18 protein-coding genes are annotated in these 18561 nt (G+C 65.6%); 6 read left to right on the top strand and 12 right to left on the bottom strand.

All coding sequences use genetic code 11. The annotated features are described in order from the left end of the window. Positions 1-342: 342 nt before the first annotated feature. Both ACTJLF_RS28855 and ACTJLF_RS28850 read right to left on the bottom strand, forming a co-directional pair. Complete coding sequence (locus ACTJLF_RS28855; RefSeq protein WP_354413358.1) at positions 343-1074, bottom strand: GNAT family N-acetyltransferase; 732 nt, start codon at positions 1072-1074, stop codon at positions 343-345. Between the two features lie 14 nt (positions 1075-1088). Continuing rightward, on the bottom strand, positions 1089-1505 hold the full coding sequence (locus tag ACTJLF_RS28850; RefSeq protein ID WP_354413355.1) for an MAPEG family protein: 417 nt from the start codon (positions 1503-1505) through the stop codon (positions 1089-1091). Between the two features lie 94 nt (positions 1506-1599). Between ACTJLF_RS28850 and ACTJLF_RS28845 the strand changes: the two genes are divergently transcribed. Then, positions 1600-2577, top strand: coding sequence for a GlxA family transcriptional regulator (locus ACTJLF_RS28845; RefSeq protein WP_354413353.1), 978 nt, complete (start codon positions 1600-1602; stop codon positions 2575-2577). A 162-nt stretch (positions 2578-2739) separates the two neighbouring features. Here the strand turns inward: ACTJLF_RS28845 and ACTJLF_RS28840 are convergent, their stop codons facing one another. Both ACTJLF_RS28840 and ACTJLF_RS28835 read right to left on the bottom strand, forming a co-directional pair. Next, on the bottom strand, positions 2740-3639 hold the full coding sequence (locus tag ACTJLF_RS28840; RefSeq protein ID WP_440884376.1) for a DapH/DapD/GlmU-related protein: 900 nt from the start codon (positions 3637-3639) through the stop codon (positions 2740-2742). 320 nt (positions 3640-3959) lie between these two features. Further along, the gene (locus ACTJLF_RS28835) at positions 3960-4622 is read right to left on the bottom strand and encodes a winged helix-turn-helix transcriptional regulator (protein WP_440884375.1); all 663 of its coding nucleotides are present in this window, start codon (positions 4620-4622) and stop codon (positions 3960-3962) included. A gap of 163 nt (positions 4623-4785) precedes the next feature. Here ACTJLF_RS28835 and ACTJLF_RS28830 point away from each other — a divergent pair, with 163 nt between their 5' ends. Further along, positions 4786-5646 carry a hypothetical protein gene (locus tag ACTJLF_RS28830; RefSeq protein ID WP_440884374.1) on the top strand — a complete coding sequence of 287 codons (861 nt, stop codon included), beginning with the start codon at positions 4786-4788 and terminating at the stop codon, positions 5644-5646. 84 nt (positions 5647-5730) lie between these two features. Further along, complete coding sequence (locus tag ACTJLF_RS28825) at positions 5731-6825, top strand: NmrA family NAD(P)-binding protein (RefSeq protein WP_440884373.1); 1095 nt, start codon at positions 5731-5733, stop codon at positions 6823-6825. Positions 6826-6898: 73 nt separating this feature from the next. Here ACTJLF_RS28825 and ACTJLF_RS28820 read toward each other — a convergent pair whose 3' ends face one another. The 4 genes from ACTJLF_RS28820 to ACTJLF_RS28805 form a co-directional block, all read right to left on the bottom strand. After that, a complete protein-coding gene (locus tag ACTJLF_RS28820; protein WP_440884372.1) occupies positions 6899-8473 on the bottom strand; it encodes a hypothetical protein in 1575 nt (524 codons plus the stop codon). A gap of 73 nt (positions 8474-8546) precedes the next feature. Beyond that, positions 8547-8711: a hypothetical protein gene (locus ACTJLF_RS28815; RefSeq protein WP_440884371.1), complete on the bottom strand. Its 165-nt coding sequence runs from the start codon at positions 8709-8711 to the stop codon at positions 8547-8549. A 287-nt stretch (positions 8712-8998) separates the two neighbouring features. Further along, positions 8999-10345 (bottom strand): sigma-54-dependent transcriptional regulator, encoded by a 1347-nt coding sequence (locus ACTJLF_RS28810; protein ID WP_440884370.1) that lies wholly within the window; start codon positions 10343-10345, stop codon positions 8999-9001. Further along, complete coding sequence (locus ACTJLF_RS28805) at positions 10330-11796, bottom strand: sensor histidine kinase (protein ID WP_440884369.1); 1467 nt, start codon at positions 11794-11796, stop codon at positions 10330-10332. The genes ACTJLF_RS28810 and ACTJLF_RS28805 overlap by 16 nt, the downstream gene beginning before the upstream one ends. A gap of 423 nt (positions 11797-12219) precedes the next feature. Here ACTJLF_RS28805 and ACTJLF_RS28800 point away from each other — a divergent pair, with 423 nt between their 5' ends. The 3 genes from ACTJLF_RS28800 (at position 12220) to ACTJLF_RS28790 (ending at position 15074) form a co-directional block, all read left to right on the top strand. Then, positions 12220-13968, top strand: coding sequence for a hypothetical protein (locus ACTJLF_RS28800; RefSeq protein WP_440884368.1), 1749 nt, complete (start codon positions 12220-12222; stop codon positions 13966-13968). Positions 13969-14087: 119 nt separating this feature from the next. Then, positions 14088-14306 carry a hypothetical protein gene (locus ACTJLF_RS28795; protein ID WP_080647974.1) on the top strand — a complete coding sequence of 73 codons (219 nt, stop codon included), beginning with the start codon at positions 14088-14090 and terminating at the stop codon, positions 14304-14306. Positions 14307-14558: 252 nt separating this feature from the next. Continuing rightward, the gene (locus tag ACTJLF_RS28790; protein ID WP_126186137.1) at positions 14559-15074 is read left to right on the top strand and encodes a DUF2867 domain-containing protein; all 516 of its coding nucleotides are present in this window, start codon (positions 14559-14561) and stop codon (positions 15072-15074) included. Between the two features lie 86 nt (positions 15075-15160). On the opposite strand, the gene ACTJLF_RS28785 is transcribed toward ACTJLF_RS28790, so the two are convergent. The 4 genes from ACTJLF_RS28785 to ACTJLF_RS28770 all read right to left on the bottom strand — a co-directional run bounded on the left by ACTJLF_RS28785 (position 15161) and on the right by ACTJLF_RS28770 (position 18553). Further along, a complete protein-coding gene (locus tag ACTJLF_RS28785; protein ID WP_026346859.1) occupies positions 15161-15574 on the bottom strand; it encodes a VOC family protein in 414 nt (137 codons plus the stop codon). A 90-nt stretch (positions 15575-15664) separates the two neighbouring features. Next, entirely contained in the window at positions 15665-16732 is a 1068-nt protein-coding gene (locus ACTJLF_RS28780; protein WP_440884367.1) for a threonine ammonia-lyase, read from the bottom strand. Next, on the bottom strand, positions 16732-17715 hold the full coding sequence (locus tag ACTJLF_RS28775; RefSeq protein ID WP_019658533.1) for an N-carbamoyl-D-amino-acid hydrolase: 984 nt from the start codon (positions 17713-17715) through the stop codon (positions 16732-16734). Before ACTJLF_RS28775 ends, ACTJLF_RS28780 begins: the two co-directional genes overlap by 1 nt. A gap of 157 nt (positions 17716-17872) precedes the next feature. Further along, on the bottom strand, positions 17873-18553 hold the full coding sequence (locus ACTJLF_RS28770; protein WP_019658534.1) for an amino acid ABC transporter permease: 681 nt from the start codon (positions 18551-18553) through the stop codon (positions 17873-17875). Positions 18554-18561: the final 8 nt, after the last annotated feature.

The following is an 18561-nucleotide window of genomic DNA, read 5'->3' as shown; positions in this document are numbered from 1 at the left end:
TGAGGGCGTCATGTTCGTGAAGGTGGTTCGCTTGGTCCGCCGCGTGTGCGGTCAACCGACTTGTTGGGCGGGCCCAAGGATCGATGGAGCCTTGCTTCGGGCGAGGATTGCTCTTGATTGCCGACCGCGCCTGCAGCTTGCAGCGACCGCTTTTCCGCGTGGCGACAGACGGCAAAAGGCCCGTACAGACAATCGCGCCCTGAAATTTGCCTCTCAAATCCGGTCGCCGGGACAGTCATGGCTGAAGTGACTGCTGCTCACACCACTGCCAACGCTCGCGCGTGCGCCGATAAATATCACCCGCTTTGATGATTGCGTTGCGGATCCATTCCTCTGGCGAGCTCAGGCCTGGTCGCGCGAACCGTTCTTAAAGATCGCGAGATGAAGCTCGCGGCGTGTCACAAAGCCCAGCCGCCGATAGAGCGCGATCGCATTGACGTTCTCCTTCACAACATGCAGGAAAGGGACTGCACCACGATCGAGAATGTCTCGCGCTAGCCGTGCAACGAGCGCGCCCGCGTAGCCCCGTCCGCGACATGCTGGATCCACGCACACCGCGCTGATTTCGGAGAATCCGGGCATGCGCTGACGCTCTCCCGCCATGGCGGCCAATGCACCATCGACGCGAATTCCGAGGTAGGTGCCCATTTCGATGGTGCGCGGCCCAAACGGGCCGGGCCGCGTCGCTTGCGCAAGGCAGAGCATCTCCGGCACATCATTCCCGGACAGCGTTCCGATGTCGACCTGCGTCGGATCGCCAAGAGCTGCCGCGTCGACAAGCACCATCTGCAACAGCATCGCACGCATCACTGTGACCGCGCCGTCTACCTCGCCAAGCGGCGCCAAAGTTGCGAACGCCAGGGAGTCCGCGGCAGCCGTTCGACTTACCATCGCCGCGACCAGCGTGGCATCCTCGTCCCGAACGGCCGCGAAGGGTGCTACCTCCGGCGCGTACCGCCGCCCATCCGCGTCGAGTTGCGCAAGATGGGCCTGCGGGCCGCCGAGCGCTGCCCACGTCACTCGGTCGAGCACCGACGAGGCTGTTGCAATACCGTGATTTCCAGAAACGTTCATGGCGCTACCCTCCATCACGCAGCCATGCAGAGAATTCGCCAACCAACAACCAGCGTAGCTGTGAAGCCGCACAGGAAGGCCAGCGTGCGCACGATGGGGATGCCGAGCACGTAGACCACGTAGTGCACAGCACGCGCAGCCAGATAGGCCTGTGCTGCAAGGACGATCATTGCGTCGGCCGCGCCGGCCGCTGACGCGATGAGCACGAGCGGCGCGAACACAGCCAGGTTCTCGACGGCATTTGCATGGGCGCGCTTCGCGCGATCGGCCCACGGCGGCAAGGCCGGCGGCGGATTGGCAAGCGCGGGCCATGGGCCGTGGACCAGGACTCGCGCCAGCAGATAGGGAATCCACATCAGCGACGTAGTCAGCGCGACTAGGGCGAGGCTGTGGAGTTCGGGCGGGAGTCTTGAAGCGAGATCGTGTGGCATCGGCGGTGATGGAGCTGAAGAATGCACGAACTCTAGGCTTGGCCAAGCCAATAAAAATACGGTCAAAAATGACTACTTTGGCATCGATTTTGACATGCGCATCGCGATACTAACGTTGGACGGCGTGTTCGACTCCGGGCTCTCCGTGCTGCTCGATACGTTCTCCACGGCCAACGAACTGGCCGCGCTGCAAGGCGCGCGCAGAGCGCCGATCACCGTGAGCGCAATAGGCGTGCGGCGACGCGTGCGGACCGCGCATGGACTGACGCTCACCACCGAAGTGGCTCCGACGCTACCGCGCGTGGACTGGGTGGTAGTGCCGGCACTCAATGCAAAATTGCCGGAACTGCTGGAGCGCGCGTTATCGCGGACCGACGTTCGGAAAGCCATCGGCTTGCTCCGCACCTGGAGCAACGCGGGCGTCAAGATCGCAGCGGCATGCGGCGGCACCTTTCTGCTGGGGGAGGCAGGCGTGCTTGACGGACATCAAGCCACGACCACATGGTCGTTGGCATCGATGTTTCGCAAGCGCTACTCGGCTGTGAAACTGGACGACAAGCGCATGGTCGTGCCCTCCGGGGCGGTTGTGACGGCCGGTGCCGCAATGGCGCACCTCGATCTCGCACTGTGGATGGTGCGCCAGCGCAGCCCTGAGCTTGCACAGCGCGTGGCGAGCTTCCTGCTGATAGACAAGCGCTCGTCCCAGGCAACCTACATGATTCAGGATCACCTGTCGCAGGCAGATCCGCTCATCGCGCGATTCGATTGCTGGGTGCGCGACAATCTCGCGCGCGGCTTTTCGATTCAGGAGGCTGCCGATGCGCTTTCTGTCGGTCCGCGCACCCTGCATCGACGCTTGGAAGCGGTGCTCGGTAAGACGCCCCTGTCCTTCGTGCAGGATTTGCGGGTCGAACACGCCTTGCATCTCACGTCCCTAGGCTATGGCCTCGAGGACATTGCCACTGAAGTCGGCTACGCTAACTCGGCAACGCTCAGGACCTTGCTGCGTCGCAAGCTTGGGCGCGGCGTGCGTGAGCTGAAAGACGAGATGCGAAGCGAGCGAGCGCCCTGAAGTTGGCGTCCTCGTGCGAAAAAGCGATGTGCGCTAGCGCTTGAGGTGCCTGTCTGCTCGGAGATGGCTGCACACCATCGTATACAGGGTTAAGCCAACTGCGCGAAAGCCGCCACTTGCGACCGGCGGCTTTTGGCCGCATCCTGATGACCCGGCTGCCCGTCAGTCGTTCACGTGAAGGCTGGTATTGAGCCCACCCCATCGCTCGGCATTTGTCAGAAGAACCTCGACTGCCCCGGTCTGGCTATTCCTGCGAAACAGCAGGCCTGAACGACCTGCCAATGTTTTGGCGGAGACCACTTGGCCATCTGGAAGCTTCACCTTCGTTCCTGCAGTAACGTAAAGGCCTGCTTCGACGATGCACTCGTCACCCAGCGAGATTCCAATTCCGGCGTTCGCTCCGAGCAAACTGCGCTCGCCTATGGAGTTCTTCGCCTTTCCTCCGCCAGACAAAGTGCCCATGATGGACGCGCCAGCGCCAACGTCGGAGTTCTTGCCGACAGTCACTCCGGGCGTAATACGCCCTTCGACCATCGACTCGCCGAGCGTGCCTGCATTGAAGTTGACAAACCCCTCATGCATCACCGTAGTGCCTGGGGCTAGGTGTGCGCCGAGACGGACGCGGTCCGCATCAGCGATGCGAACTCCACTTGGAACGACGTAGTCGCTCATGCGTGGAAACTTGTCAACCGACGGAACCGAGAGATGGTGATACTCCACGGCCACTAGGCTACGCAATTCGTCCACCTTCCCTGGAAGCACTGGACCCGCCGACGTCCATGCGACGTTGAGGAGCAGCCCGAAAACTCCGTCCAGATTCACCTCATTGGGCTTCACCATCCGTTCGGAAAGAAGGTGAAGACGGAGATATGCGTCCTCGGTCGAAATGGGCGGCGCACTCAGCGAATCAATCATCACCTCGACGACGTCACCCGAAATCAGTCCAACCTTCTCTGCTAGGCAACTGCGCCTGCATGAAGCCGCATTTCGCGGAAACCAGACGTCGATGGTCTTGCCGGTTTCAACATCGCGATACCTATGGCCAGTGCGCTGAAGTTTCATTGCTCGAATTCTGCCTCAGTCGAGGCTTCCTAGCTGCTACTAGCCGCGTACTGCCCGTGTAGGTGTCACGTGGTTTGAATAGGCTTCAGTTCCACAGCGAGGAAGTCGCTCAACCAGGCCGTCAAGGTCTCCAATCGCAGGAGCCTCTGGGGTGCACTCGCCAACCATCGTACTCATCAGGTTTTGCGACCAGCTTCGGAACACGCATGACGGCGTAAGGCTCGAGAATTTCGTTCATAACTTACATGCCTGGCGGTGACGCGAGCGGCCACTCGTGGTCGACTGTCGCCTGCCACTGCGTCTGCGCTAAAGGATCGAACTCAAGACTCTTTCGAGGGCGTTTCGTTCGAGGGCCTGCCGCGGTGGCGGGCATGAGATAGACGCCAACGAACGAGATCATCGGCGCCGGGGCCTGGGTTGATCTCAAGGTTGGCTGTGCTGACCACGTCCCCGGTTTCTTGATCGATGAAACTCAACCGAACCTCTGCACCGGTCTTTCGATTCACGAAAGTCATCGGAGGCGCGCCCGCGCCGGACACTCCCAAGCGGTCGCCGATCTGGGCGAGCACGGGCATCATGGGCGCCATCTGCCAGCCTTTCTGGGTCAACAGATATTCAAAGCGCTCTGGGTTTGCCTGGTAGCGCCTTCGCTCAATGAGGCCATTGGCTTCGAGGTGCTTCAGACGATCGCTCAGCGTTGCATTCGTGACGCCGGAGGACTTGCGAAAGTCCTCGTAGCGGCGGAGGCCACAGACCATATCCCGCAGGATGACCAGACCCCAGCGGTCTCCGATCGCGGCCATCACGCCAGCGATCGAGCACACCATCCCATCAAAACCCTTCGAGCGCATCTCGCTCCTTCCGACGTCTACTGCCTTGCTGGCGATGCTCTCATAAGAAGAGGCGCTGGTCTCGGCGGCGCTGAGGCATTGCCGCCGCAGCGCTTGGCCGATCAGCCTGCCTGGGCGATCGAGCGAGAGCACTGCCAAGACTCCTTTGCAAAAAACCCAAGTAACTCTTATTATAAGAGTGAATGTCGCACCGGGCGGAAAAGGCACGCATGTTCAGGGCTTCAGGGCCTGATGGCGAGCATCCGGCGCTGATCGCTGCAGCACATCATCGAATTGGTCCAATGAAGAGAGTTTCATGTTGGCGTCGAACAACTCCATGATCGGCCCCGTGCTTGCGCTTGGCGGCACGGCTGTTATGACGGCCATCTGGCTGGCGGCTCTTGTCACAGTCCCGGGCGGCCAGCAGTCCGAGGTGTCGGTCATCGTCGCGCTCCTGGCTGTTCACATCGCCACACTGGCTGGCGCCTGGCTCGGCCTGTCCCGAACCTCGTTGACGGTTTCGCAGCGGCGGACGACCTGGCTTGCGATCTCCATCCCGTTGACTCTTTGGCACGGCGCGGCCTGGGCGATCGTCGCCAACGGTCTGCTCCTGCCGGGCGCCATCCCCATTCCATTGCTCGCGTTGATGATCGTCGTGCCGACGGCCGTCGTCGTCTTTCTGGTCACGCGATCGAAGCGCATCGGCGTCCTGCTCGACGCCATGCCGGTGAATTGGCTCGTAGGGTTTCAGGTCTACCGGGTAATCGGTGGCGTGTTCCTCATCAACTGGTGGGTCGGGAACACGCCGGGCATATTCGCCGTCCCCGCCGGCACAGGGGACGTGATCACAGGCCTGTTGGCGCTGCCGACGGCCATCATGCTGGCGAACGGACGTCCCGGCAGCGGGAGGTCTGCGCTGGTGTGGAATTTCATCGGCATCTCGGATCTGGTTCTTGCGGTCATGCTGGGGGCGCTCACGTCGCCCGGGCCGCTGCAGCACCTTGCGTTCGACCATCCGAATCTGCTGACCGGCAGCCATCCGACCGCAATCATTCCGGCCTTCACCGTTCCGACCTCGCTCGTCCTGCATGCCCTTTCGCTTCGCCAGTTGCTCAGGCGCTCGCGACGAACGACCGCCCAGGCTGACGGGCGAGTGCGCCTCTTCCAGGGCAACTGAACGGGTCCATCCAACACTTTCGCCTGCCGCCCGACAAACGCTCAGCACCAATCGTGGGCCACGGCACCAGACAAGGAGATATTCATGACCTCTTACTCCACCTCCAGGATCTTCGTCGTCGGCGGCACTGGCGCTCAAGGGTTGCCGGTGATCAAGACGCTGGTCGCGGACGGGAAATACTTTGTCCGAGCCCTCACGCGCGATCGCGGCTCGCGCCGGGCGCAAGCTCTCGCCGAGCTTGGCAACGTGGAGATTGTCGAAGGCACCTTTGCGGATGAGGACACGCTGCGAGCCGGCTTCCGAGGGTGCGACGGCGCCTACATCAACATCGACGGCTTCAATACCGGCGAGAAGACCGAGATGTACTGGGCGATTCGCGCCTATGAGATCGCGATCGAGGAAGGGGTCAGGTTCTTCGTCTACGGCAATCTCGACTACGCTCTGAAGAAGGCGGGCTATGACTCCAAGTTCCGTACCGGGCACTATGACGGCAAGGGCCGCATCGGCGAATGGATTCTGTTCCAGAACGAGGCCAACTCCGACCGCATGGGCGCGGCGGTGTTCACGACCGGGCCCTACATGGAGATGGCTCTTTCGGCCATGACGCCGATGACCCCGTCGGTCGAGGACGGGGTCGTTACCTGGCGGGTCCCGCTTGGGGGAGGGCGCGTTCCTCACGTCGCGCTCGGCGACTGCGGCTACTACGCCCGATGGCTCTTCGACAATCCGGGGCGCGCCAACGGCATGAATCTCGAGGTCGCCATCGAGCAGGTCGACTACCACGAACTGGCAGCCGCCTTCGAGCGGGTCACAGGGCATCGCGCGCGCTACATCGATACCTCCCTCGAGGACTATTGGAGCGGTCCGCTCAGGATGGCCGCTGGACTTCCGGCCGGGTACAACGCAGACCCGCAGGACAAGAGCACGATGAGCTTCCGCGATAACTTCACCGGCTTCTGGAACATCTGGAAGCACGAGATCGTTCAACGCGACTACGCACTTCTCGACGAGATCCATCCGAACCGCATCAGGACGGTCGAGGAGTGGCTCCGACGTGAAGACCAACTGGGCCAAGCACTTGGCCAAGGAACCCTGTGGGAGAGGGTGCAGCCTGAAAATCAGGCCAAGCAGCCACCGATCCTCAAGCTGAGCGAAGATCGCCGCAAGGGCCGGCTCTAGGCGCTAGCATCGTGCGCCATGCACTTCAAGACGCCTTTTCTGTTTCGGGGCAAGGTTCGAGATGAATGGTGTCCTACCGCAGCATGGCCGGTCCATCGGGCAACCCCGCCATCGCGGCAGCAGCCTCCAGTGCCTGATCGCGTTGGCGTGCATCGTCGGGGTCGTCTGACATCTCTGCCCTGTCGATGATCGACAGCAGAAGGCGCAGGTCGTTCACACGCATGCCTTCTTCCGGCTGCACTGTGTCGGACTCCAGTTTGGCCATGAGGTAGCGCTGCACGTGCGTCGACTGCCGAGCGCTCTGACCGACCGATGCACGGGTGCGCGTACCGTCTTCGTAGGAAATGTCGGTCGAAGCATTGGCTTGGTCGTTGATCTGCACGAACTCGTAGAACTGAGATTCCTTCGCTGCCGTGAGCAGGAGTTGAGCGCCCGGCGACAGCGCCCGGTGAAAGCTTGCATCCAGTTCGGCTTGCCGGTCTTGATGGATGGTCCGGTTGCGCGGGTCCTTGCCCGACACGCTTGTCTTCTGCGACAGCGTGTACCTGAAGGTATCGACCTCGTCCGGGCGCATCGGGTTCGATGCATCCGGCACCTGCGTCATCGATGCATTGAAGTCGGCCAGGCCACTGAGCAAGCCATGGTCGCCAGCATTGAGCGAAATCGCTGTCGGCGCCTCGCGGCCCGGCGGCGCAGTCTTCTCGCCGTAGTTGCTGTTCAGTTGCGAGAACGCATCCTTGAACATCGAGACCAGGGCAGCGTCACCCCGGCCGCGGCTGCCTGCCATGTTCACTTGCTGCAAATACCGTGCGATGGCTCGCGCTTGCTGCGGGGCACTGCCGAGGATGGCCGGCTGCGATAAGTCGACGTCGACCTTCACTGTGCCGGAATGTCCGGACGCGCTCAGGGCGCGCGTTCTCGAGTCGGCATGAAAATCCACTGCCTGTATCGCGCCCTTGCCATCAGTCTTCAAGCTCGCCTTGAAATCAATGGACAGCAGCTCTTTGGTATTGAAATTGGTCAAGCCTTCGAGGGCGAGCTTTGGGGGCAGGGCATTCAAGCCGTCGATGGCCTCCTGGAACGCGCCCGAGAGGTCTGCGAGAGCCTTGCGCTCGGACTCATTGAGCTCGCCGCCGGAAACCGCTACCTGTACCGCCATGCCGTCGGCCTGGCTGGCCAGGCTCAGCTCGACAGTGGCACCGCCGGCAGTCTTGATCGACAAATTGATCTGATTGTCGGCTGCGGCCAGCAGGTCTGCCGGCGCTACGGCGGACGCACCTGGTGTCGCAAACGTCACCGATTGCGAGAAGTCGTCGACATCGGTCTCGAAGCGCTTCAGCATTGCCGCGCCCAGGCCGTTGAAACGCGCCGTGAGAGAGGGCAGGCCGAAGTTGCCGGCCATCAAGGACGAAACGGCGTCGTCGGTGGGCCGCGACCAAGCGGTTGTGGTGGATCCGAAGATTGTGTAGGTCTGAATGTCAGCCGGTGTGGGTGCTCGACTCAGGCTGACCAATACTGCCGACGCAGGGGACTTCGGTGTCACTTGCGCTGACGAAGTCTTCGCGAGCGTCGACAGCGGCGTGGCTCGCGAAACGCTTACAGCGGCGGGCGCTGCATAAAGGCCGGATGCGCTCGGGGTGACGTTCACTCTGGATTCCATTCAAAGGAGAAGCAGCCCGTGGCTGCAGGCAATCTTCCTTATCGGCAGTGGCGCGCATTTCTTAAGAGCCGAGAACTCGATTGAAGAAGGTCTGAACAGCGTTTGCGATGGCCGGTGCCACGCCCGCCATCGCCACCTCACCCAGTCCTTTGGCGCCCAGCGCGTTGAAGCGTGTGTCGGGCTTGCCGACGAAGTCGACCTGAATGCTTCCGATGTCTGCAGCCACGGGCAGCATGTATTCGGCAAGGTCGGTGTTGAGAAAGCCTCCGTAGCGCGGGTCGACCTCGCTGACCTCGCTAGCGGCTCTAGCCGAGCAAGGACCGGGAACAAAACGCGGAACAAATAGGCGAGGGGCTCGACGGCGAAGGCTTGAAGAGCGATTTCTTGAGGTGGCGCGGTAAAGCAGCTGAATGGAGGCACGGCAACCCCTTGCCGACGAGCCAGCAGCTTCTATTGCAGACACACGATCGTTCGGCCCATTCGACGGTGTTCGCCGCGGTCTCCAGCCGATGCCTACTCAATGCCGTACTGCGTCAGCTTCCGGTACAGCAGCTGGCGGTGGATGCCGAGGCGCCGCGCCGCTTCGGCGCGATTGCCCTGTGCCTGGGCGAGCGCGTTCTCGATCAGCAGCCGCTCGAGCCGTTCGACTGTGCCCGGCAGGTCGCCTTCCAGCCAGTCGGCCGGCAGGGTCTGCGCGCCCTGCGTCGGACGTGCCTGGCCGAGCACCAGGTCCAGGTCGGCGCTGCCGATCACCCGATGCCGCACCAGCGCCTGGCAGCGCTCCATCACGTTGCGCAGCTCGCGCACGTTGCCCGGCCAGGGCTGGCGCAGCAGCGACTGCGCGGCCTCGGCGGACAGGGCCTTGGGCGCATCGGGCGCGGCCGCGCGGCGCAGGAAATGCTCGGCCAGCGGAATGACGTCGGCGAGCCGCTCGCGCAGCGGCGGCAGCCGGATCGACAGTACGTCGAGCCGGTACATCAAATCTTCGCGAAAGCTGCCCTCGCGCACCGCGAGGGCCAGGTCGCGGTGCGTGGCCGCGACCACGCGCACATCGACCTTCACTGTCTTGTGGCTGCCCAGCGGCGTGACCTCGCCCTCCTGCAGCACGCGCAGGATCTTCGCCTGCACGGCCAGCGCCATGTCGCCGATCTCGTCGAGGAGCAGCACGCCGCCGTCGGCCGCGCGGAAGCACCCCGCGCGCTCGCCGGTGGCACCGGTGAACGCGCCGCGCACGTGGCCGAAGAGTTCGCTCTCCAGGAGCTCCTTCGGAATGGCCGCGCAGTTGATCGCCACGAACGGCTTGTCCGCGCGGTCCGAATGCCGGTGCAGCGCGCGCGCCACCATCTCCTTGCCGGTCCCCGTCTCGCCGAGCACCAGCACGGGCATCGCGTTCGCCGATGCGAGGCCGATGCGCTTCTGCACCTCGCGCATCGCCTGGCTGGCACCGATGAAGTCGTCGTCCGCGTCCGCCGCCGCGGCGGTGGTTGCCGCGCCGGGCCGCTGCTGCAGCGCGCGGTCGAGCACCTCGCGCACCGCCTCGCGGCTGATCGGCTTGGCCAGGTGGTCGAAGGCGCCGAGGCGCATCGCCTCGATGGTGTTGCCCGCGCTCGCGAAGGCCGTGAGCACGATCACCGGCGGCACGCGCGCGAGGCGGGCGCGCATGGCTTCGAGCGTCTGCAGGCCGTCCATGCCGGGCATGCGGTGGTCAAGGAACACCGCGTCGAAGCGCGTGCGCGCCATCGCCTCGAGCGCCTCGGCGCCGCTCGCGATTTCGGTGGCCTCATGGCCCAGGCCCTGCAGCGTCTCGGCCAGCGTGTCGCGGAACGCGTCGTCGTCGTCGATGATCAGGAGGCGCGCCATGGAAGCTCCAGTTCGAATCGTGTGCCGGGTTCGAGCGCCCGATGGCGCAGGTCGCCGCCGTGCGCGAGAGCCACTTCGCGCGCGAGGGCCAGGCCCAGGCCGGTGCCGTCGGCGCGTCCCGTGGCGAAGGGCTCGAAGAGGTTGGCCTGCAGCGCTTCCGGCACGCCGGCGCCGTCGTCGTCGACGCGGATGCAGAGCATCTGCGTCTCGTTCGTCGAGGCCGACAGCGTGACGTGCCCGCCGCGCGGCGCATGGCGCACGGCGTTGTCGAGCAGGTTGTCGATCGCGCGCGCTAGGTGCACGGGATCGAACACGGCCCTGGCGGGGCCTTCATGCTGCAGCACGAGCTGTACGCCTGCCGCGGCGGCCTTGTCGCCGATGGCTGCCGTGCGCTCTTCCAGCCAGCGATGCAGGTCCACCTGCACCGGTGCCAGGGTCACGGGCTGCACGAGTGCGAGCAGGCTCTGGACCAGTCCCTCCAGCCGATCGATCTGCCCGACGATCATGCGCAGCGCATCGGACTGCTTCTCGGGCGCGGCTGCCAGGGCGTTCTCGGCCTTCAGCCGCATCGTGGCGATCGGGTTGCGGATCTCGTGCGCGATGCCGCCGGTCATGCGCCCGAGGGCGGCCAGGCGCTGGTCGCGGCTGCGCTGCTGCGCGGCCTCCCGCAGGCGCACGCGGGCTTCGTCGAAGCGCGTGCGGTAGTGGTTGAAACCGTCGACGATGCGGTCGAGCTCGCGCACGCCGGTGCGCGGCAGCTCGGGCATCGCGCCGTCGCTGGCATCCGCCTGCGCGAGCCGCGTCTCGAGCCGCTGCACGTGGCGCAGCCCGCGAAACAGGATGAAGCCCAGCCACAGCCCAGAGGCGAGCACCGCCGCGAGCAGGACGCCCAGCCCCACGCGCAGGCTGCCCAGGGCGGCCAGGGCGCCGCCGTTGGTGCGTGTCATGGTCCAGGCCGCAAGGTCCTTGGACGCCGAGGCCAGCGGGCAGGCCGAGACGATCAATGCCTCGCGGCTTCCGCGCACCACGTCGGTCTGCGGCGCCTGGGCGCGGGCGGCGAGCTGCGAGAGCTCGACGATGAGGGGCTGTTCGGCCGCGGGCACGTCGCGCTTGACGCCGCTGCCTTCATATGTGGGGTACGCATAGGCCAGCAGCCCCGAGTTCGCTCTCGCCCCGGCCTGCCACACGCCGCCCTCGACGTGCGGCACCTCGGTCAGCACCAGCTGGAGCACGACCTGCAGGAGGTCGATCTTCGGCTCGGATGCGTCGGTCGCGGCCTTGGCATAGCGCGCGGCGATCGCGCGGCACGACTGCTCCGTGGCCGTGCGCCCCGCATCGATCTGCGCCCCGGCGCTTGCGCGGTAGAGCGTGAGCATCACCACCGCCAGCGCCGCACACACGCTGAACAGCAGGACCCAGAAAAAGACAAGTTGACTGCGTAATGACTTCATTCGCCCTGGAACGCGTGGACACGTTTTCTGGTGAAAGCGCTCGACAGGATGGCCCCGAGGCCGCCGCGGCGCAGCCCGAGTATGCCCTGGGGGCTTCTCTCCTGGCTCTGCGCAGCACGCGCCGCCGACCGAAGAAGAGCGGCGATGCGGGGGCGGCAATCCCCAATGCCTGAAGGCTGGAGCGAAGTCACGTCGAATGCGGAGCTCGTCGACGAACAGGAAGTACGACGGCATGTTCAATGCCCACAGCCAGACCACCTGCAAGGCGCCGCGTCGCGCAGCGCGACGCTCATGGTGAAGTACTGGTTCTCGGGGCCGTCCCTCGCTGCAGTAGCATGGCCGCAGGTGCGTTCGGCGCGCCGTTGCCCCGGTGCAATGGCGCAACGGCCGCTTGCTTGCCACACTGCCGTGAAGGGACAGGCCATGGCGACTGCCAGAACCTCCACCGCGAAGACGCGCCCGCCGGCCAAGGGGTCGGTGCGGGTCAAGATGCTGCCCAAGGATCCGCTGGTCGCGCGCCGGGACAACCTGTGGCCGGTCGATGTGGACATCGAAGCCGCGACGGCGGGCGACGGGCCCTCCAGCGCGCGGGTCTGCGTGGTCGACTACAACGCCGAGCTCGATGTGCTCTTCGAGCCCGCGAAGCTGCTCAAGGACCGCACGGGCTATGCCGGCATCGCGAGGATTCGACCGAACGAGAGGAGCCTCGACGATTTCACCTTCCACCAGGTCAATGTCTGGGCCATCGTCGAGCAGACGCTGAGCTGGCTGGAGGATGCACAGGCGCTGGCGCGTCCCATCCCCTGGGCCTCGGGCCTGGGGCGGCTGCTGGTGATCCCGCATGCCGGCTACGACGAGAACGCCTTCTACGACCGGTCGACCGGGGCGCTGCACTTCTTCTATTTCCAAGGGCCCTCGGGCGAGCCGGTCTACACCTGCCTGTCGCGCGACATCGTCGCGCACGAGCTGGGACATGCGGTGCTTGACGGCCTGAAGCCCGGCTACAACGAGGTGACCTCCCCCCAGACCGCCGGCTTCCACGAGTACTTCGGCGACGCCATCGCGATGATGGCCAGCCTGAGGACGCGGGAGATCGCGCTGCGGCTGACGGCCGATGCGCCCGCGCGGCTGGCAGCGAGGAACATCGTCTCGGCGATCGCCTCCGAGTTCGGAGCGGCCGTCCACGGCCTTGCCGACCACGACTACCTGCGCGGCGCCTGGCGCAGGCGGACGATGAGCCAGATGGCCGGCCGCTACGAGCCGCACGACTGGTCGGAGGTGCTGACCGGCGTCTACTACGAGCTGCTGCAGTTCCTCTACGTCAAGAACCTGGACGAGATCCTGGGGAGCATCGCCCGGGAGTCGAAAGTGCCGCGACGTGCGGTCGTGCGCAACCAGCAGCACTGCATGCGCGCCGTGATCCGGGCGGCCGGGCAGACTGCGAACGTCATGCTGCGTGCCCTGGACTACTGCCCGCCCGTGGACCTGCGCTATGACGAGTACGCCCGTGCGCTGCTTCGCGCGCACGAGGTCGCGTACCCCGTCGACAGCTACGGCATCCGGGCCGCGCTGCAGCGGTCGTTTGCCGTTCGCGACCTGGTGCCGGCCCCCGAAGTGGAGGGCTTCAACTCGCAGGTGACCTACGCGCTGCGCGATGCGGGCCATATCGAAGCGATCACCGCGACCCCGGGCGACGCCTACCGCTTCGTGGACCGGTACCGCGGCATGTTCGGCGTGCCGCACGAGGCGAACCTGCGCATCGTCGCCGTGTACGCGACGCGCAAGAGCACGGCCGGAGGTTTCCGGCCGCCGCGCGAACGCATCATCGAGTTCACCTGGACAGAGGATGTCGAGCTCAGGGGCCCGGGCTTCGGCCCCTTGAATGGAACCCGGGTGAACATGCACTGCGGCGGGACGCTGGTCTTCGACAGCAACGGCAACTTCCTGCATTCGTCGCTGGTTCCCGCGACTCCCAGGCGGCGCAGAGAACTTCAGGACTACATTGCACACCTGGTGCGTGACGGCAGCATCGGCATCACCGAAGGCGTGCAGGACCCCGGCGTGCCGGATGGCGGGGGCTTCCGCATCTCCGCCACGGTCGTCCGAGGGCGGCTGCGACTGTCGCTCAACGCCGCGATGCGCCATGCCGGGACCGAGCGCCACAGGCACTGAGGTGGTCGCGTCCCGGCTGCCGAAACAACCTCGGGTGCGGCGTTTCGAGTCAACAGCCGCGGAATGCCATCCGTTTTGTGAACGGGAGATGGTCTCCCTCACTTCTGGATGGACATCACATGAAAAAACTCCTCATCCCCCTGGCCGTCCTGCTCGGCGCCGCTGGCGCATGGGCGCAGTCCGACAACGGCGTCACCGTCAGCACGGATCCTGCCCGCGCGGCAGCGGTGGAGCGCCATGCGCAGGAACTGCAATCGCGTCCCGCGCCGAAGCCGATGGCGACTCACGCCAAGGCCACCAAGCATTCGCCGCGTCACCACCGTCCCGCCAAGCACTGAAGCACGCAGGCGGTTCCCGCCCTGGCATCGCGGATCGTTTTGCTGCCAGGGCGTTTGCAGGCGCCGAGTCGGGAACGTGGCCCGCGCAGGAACAGTGCTGCCAGAGCGGCAGAATCGGGTGACAGCCGGCGCGGCGCTTGCAGCGCTAATGGCCGCACCCTGTCGAAAGCAAGACGGTGTTCGATCCCGGATCGGACACTGCGAACTTCGGCGAAGACCACCCTCTCACCAAGACCTGCGTCGAAACGGGACATGACATCGATCAAAGCGCGCGCCGTACCGATGCCCAGCAACAGCGTTCTGGCGCCGCTGTACCCGGGTGCGGACCTTCTGGACGCCTATGCAATTCGCCTGCCTTCGCAAGCCAGCAACGATGTGGAGGTCCTAGCGCGCATCGCATTCGAGCGGCAGGCGGGGTGGATCCGCGCACTCACGCTCGTTCGTGACGTGGCGATGGCGCCGTTCGGCATCAAATCGTCAAGTGCCGTCGGGCGTGCCGGCAAGGCGGCGGGGCCGGTCATCGGCTTCTTCCCACTGTTGTCGAAGAGCCCGACGGAGGTGGTCGTGGGCGCGGACGATCGGCACCTCGACTTCCGCGTCAGCATCCAGCTCTGCGTCGATGCGGCAGATGGACGCGAGCTGCTGGCGGCGACCGTCGTGCATTGCCACAACGGCTTCGGGCGCGCCTATCTTGCGACGATCGCGCCGTTCCACCGCCTGATCGTGCAGGCGAGCCTGGAGCGGGCCGTCAGAGAAATGAAGCTCTGAGCGTGCATGGCGGCACGTGCGCCGCAAGTGCGACGGGCAGCCCCGCTGCACTCCCGCAGCCGAGTCAGGTGCAGACGCGACGGGAGTCACGCTGCATAGATCGCCTCCACCGATCGGAAACCCTTGATCTCGATCGGATTGCCGAAAGGATCGCGGAAGAACATCGTCCATTGCTCGCCGGGCTCGCCTTCGAATCGAACCTGCGGGGGCAGCACGAACGCCGTGCCCGCGGCGCTCAGCCGCTCGGCCAGCGCCTTCCAGGCGGGCAGCAGCAGGATGGCACCGAAGTGCGGCATCGGCACCATGTGCGCGCCGACATGGCCCGTATCGGCCGTGGCGAACGGCGTTCCAAGGTGCAGCGAGATCTGGTGGCCGAAGAAATCGAAATCGACCCAGGTGTCGGTGCTGCGCCCTTCGGAGCAGCCGAGCACGCCGCCGTAGAAGGCGCGCGCCTGGTCGAGGTCCGTGACGTTGAACGCCAGGTGGAAGGCGGAGGGCAGTGAAAGCGTGGAGTTCATGCGAAGAAGGAAAAGGGTTGATGGAAGCGGCTGCGGGGGCCGCCGGCATCGACGTGCCGTGCGGCAGCCCGCTCAATGCCCGGCGAGCACGGACTGGAGCAGCGGCAGATCCACGTTGCCGCCCGACACCACGATCACGGCGCTGCGCCCGTCCAGCTGCAGGCAGCCGGCCAGCAACGCGGCCAGGGCCACGCTGCCGCCGGGCTCCGCCACGATGCGCAGCTCTTCGAGCGCGAAGCGCATGGCTTGGCCGACCTGCGCGTCGGTGACTGCGAGCGCACTGCTGAGCAGCGGCTGGTTGATCGCGAAGGGCAGCTCGGCCGGGGTCGCGGCCTGCAGCGCATCGCACAGCGTGCGCGCAGCGGGGTCGTTGCTTTCACGTCGTCCGCTGCGCAGCGAGCGCACCGTGTCGTCGTAGCCGGCCGGCTCCACCGCCACCCGCTGCGCACCGGGGCTGAGCGCATCCAGCACCAGATTGCAGCCCGCCATCAGGCCGCCGCCGCCGCAGGGCGCGGCGAAGACTCCGAGGCTCTCGCGCTCGTCCGCCGGCAGGTCCTCGAGCGCCTCGAGGGCCACCGTGCCCTGCGCGGCCAGCACGTCAGGATGGTCGCCCGGAGGCACCAGCGTTGCGCCCGTCTCGGCGAGCAGCTGCATGCCGATGGCTTCGCGGCTTTCGTGGCGGCGGTCGTAGTGGACGACGCGCGCGCCTTGCGCCACCGCCTTCGCGACCTTGTTGCGGGGTGCATCCACGGGCATCACGATGGTCGCGGGAATGTCGAGCTGAGCGGCAGCCCAGGCGATCGCCTGGCCGTGGTTACCGGTCGAATAGGCCACGACGCCGCGGCGGCGTTGCGCCGGGTCCAGGTTCAGAAGCGCATTGAAGGCGCCGCGCAGCTTGAAAGAGCCGGTGAGCTGGAGGTTCTCCAGCTTGAGCCACACCGGACCGCCCGCGCGTGCATCCAGCGCGGGCCAGCGCAGCAGCGGCGTGCGGCGAACATGCGGGGCGATGGCTTGCGCGGCCCGCTGCACGTCCGCGAAGCGCGGCACCCTGAGGGTTCCGAGCATCTCGTGCGCGATGGTGTCGGGCAGCAGCGCGGCGCTGCGGGCTTCGGGTTCGGCGTTCACGACGGCGGCTTCCATCAGGCGGGGTTCCAGACGGAAGGCGCGACGCTGCCGGTCTGGCTCGTGATGCGGGTGTAGGCCTCCAGCCGGCGATGCTGCGCGAAGTTGAAGATGGTGTTGCGGCCCAGCTCGCACATCTCCAGGTTGCAGTCGGCGACGATCAGCTCGTCGTCCCAGGTGGAGGCCAGGGCCATGACTTCGCCTTGCGGGTTGACGATCACGGAGTGGCCCAGCAATTCGCAGCCGTCCTCGTTGCCGGCCTTGGCCACGCCCACGCCGAAGGTGGCGTTCTGGTAGCAGCCGGCCTGGATGGAGAGCTGCGAATGGAACTGACGCTGGTAGGGCGCCTCGAAGCCCCGGTTCTCCTGGTTCACGGCCGGCGTGTTGTAGCCGAGCATGACCAGCTCGACCTGCTGCAGGCCGAGTTCGCGCCACGACTCGGGCCAGCGGCGGTCGTTGCAGATCAGCATGCCCATGTTCACGTCCACGCCGGCCACCGGTGCCCGCACCACCGGGAACCCCAGGTTGCCCACTTCGAAGTAGCGCTTCTCCAGGTGCTGCACCTTGCGGATCGTGGAGAACTCCTTGTGGCCCGGCAGATGGACCTTGCGGTACTTGAGCACGATCTCGCCCGAGGGGGCGATCACCACCGAGGTGTTGAACCGGCGCTTGCGCATCACGCCTTGCTCGTCCGGCTCGTGGGCGATCTCGGCATAGCCGAGGTAGCAGGTCAGGCCATAGCGCCGGATGGCGTCGAACAGCGGCTGGGTCGCCGGCGAGGGCAGGGTCTCTTCGTACCAGCCGTCGGCTTCGTCCAGGTTCTCGACGTACCAGCGCGGAAAGAAGGTGGTCAGGGCGAGTTCGGGAAAGACGACCACGTTGGCGCCGCGCTGGTGGGCGCGTTCGAGCAGGCGGACCATGCGCGCGACGACGACGTCGCGGCCCTCGGCACGTTGGATGGGGCCCAGCTGGGCGGCGGCGACGGTGATGAGACGTTTCATGGCTGATGGCTAAGGAATAAATGCACAAGCAATGCGAGCGCCGATGTACGGCAGACACGGGACTGCGACCTGCGGTCGGAGGCAGCCCCTCCCAGGTGAAGATTCGAGTCGATTGAGTGGCCGGTGCCCGCCGATGCCGCAGGCGCCGGGCGGAGGATCAGTGGCCGGCCATGCCGGTGCGGCGTTTCTCGAGGCTGGCGAGCACGCGCGTCAGCGGCCAGAGCATGACCAGGTAGAGCAGTGCGGCCAGCACGATGGGCGACGGGTTGTAGACCAGCGACTGCGTATCGCGCGCGGCCCTGAGCAGCTCCGGCATGCCCACGACGCTGGCGATCGTCGTCAGCTTCACGACCTCGATGCAGTTGCCCAGCAGGTCGGGCATGACGTTTCGCACCGCCTGCGGCAGGACCACGTAGCGCAGTGCCTGCATGCGGGTCAGTCCCGTCGAACGTGCCGCCTCCATCTGGCCCTTGTGCACCGCCTGGATGCCGGCCCGGAACACTTCGCAGAAGTAGCTCGCGTTGTTGAGCACGAAGGCGATGACCACGGCCGCGAGCTTGGGCACGTCGCCGCCGAGGAAGGGCAGGCCGAAATACAGGAAGATCAGCAGGACCAGGGGCGGAAACGCACGGAAGAAGTCGACGTATGCGATCACGGTCCAGCGCACCCAGCGCGAGCCCGACTGCGTCTGGCCCAGCGCCAGCAGCAGTCCGGCGATGGCCCCGAGCGGGATGACGATCACCGACAACCAGATGGTCGTCCACAGACCGTTCAGCAGATAGGGAAGGACCTGGCGATAGATCTCCAGGTTGAAGAAGTTCTCGATGATCGAGTCCATGGCTGGCC

Origin of the sequence: Variovorax sp. 22077 (assembly GCF_052044195.1) — a bacterium.
Lineage (GTDB): Bacteria > Pseudomonadota > Gammaproteobacteria > Burkholderiales > Burkholderiaceae_C > Variovorax > Variovorax atrisoli.
Note: the sequence above shows the minus strand (reverse complement) of the source record. Positions and strands in the feature narration are given on the sequence as shown.

Coding starts and splice junctions, on each gene's coding strand:
- ACTJLF_RS28855 (WP_354413358.1), bottom strand. CDS start 1,074: ATGAACGTTTCTGGAAATCACGGTATTGCAACAGCCTCGTCGGTGCTC.
- ACTJLF_RS28850 (WP_354413355.1), bottom strand. CDS start 1,505: ATGCCACACGATCTCGCTTCAAGACTCCCGCCCGAACTCCACAGCCTC.
- ACTJLF_RS28845 (WP_354413353.1), top strand. CDS start 1,600: ATGCGCATCGCGATACTAACGTTGGACGGCGTGTTCGACTCCGGGCTC.
- ACTJLF_RS28840 (WP_440884376.1), bottom strand. CDS start 3,639: ATGAAACTTCAGCGCACTGGCCATAGGTATCGCGATGTTGAAACCGGC.
- ACTJLF_RS28830 (WP_440884374.1), top strand. CDS start 4,786: ATGTTGGCGTCGAACAACTCCATGATCGGCCCCGTGCTTGCGCTTGGC.
- ACTJLF_RS28825 (WP_440884373.1), top strand. CDS start 5,731: ATGACCTCTTACTCCACCTCCAGGATCTTCGTCGTCGGCGGCACTGGC.
- ACTJLF_RS28810 (WP_440884370.1), bottom strand. CDS start 10,345: ATGGCGCGCCTCCTGATCATCGACGACGACGACGCGTTCCGCGACACG.
- ACTJLF_RS28805 (WP_440884369.1), bottom strand. CDS start 11,796: ATGAAGTCATTACGCAGTCAACTTGTCTTTTTCTGGGTCCTGCTGTTC.
- ACTJLF_RS28800 (WP_440884368.1), top strand. CDS start 12,220: ATGGCGACTGCCAGAACCTCCACCGCGAAGACGCGCCCGCCGGCCAAG.
- ACTJLF_RS28795 (WP_080647974.1), top strand. CDS start 14,088: ATGAAAAAACTCCTCATCCCCCTGGCCGTCCTGCTCGGCGCCGCTGGC.
- ACTJLF_RS28790 (WP_126186137.1), top strand. CDS start 14,559: ATGACATCGATCAAAGCGCGCGCCGTACCGATGCCCAGCAACAGCGTT.
- ACTJLF_RS28780 (WP_440884367.1), bottom strand. CDS start 16,732: ATGGAAGCCGCCGTCGTGAACGCCGAACCCGAAGCCCGCAGCGCCGCG.
- ACTJLF_RS28775 (WP_019658533.1), bottom strand. CDS start 17,715: ATGAAACGTCTCATCACCGTCGCCGCCGCCCAGCTGGGCCCCATCCAA.
- ACTJLF_RS28770 (WP_019658534.1), bottom strand. CDS start 18,553: ATGGACTCGATCATCGAGAACTTCTTCAACCTGGAGATCTATCGCCAG.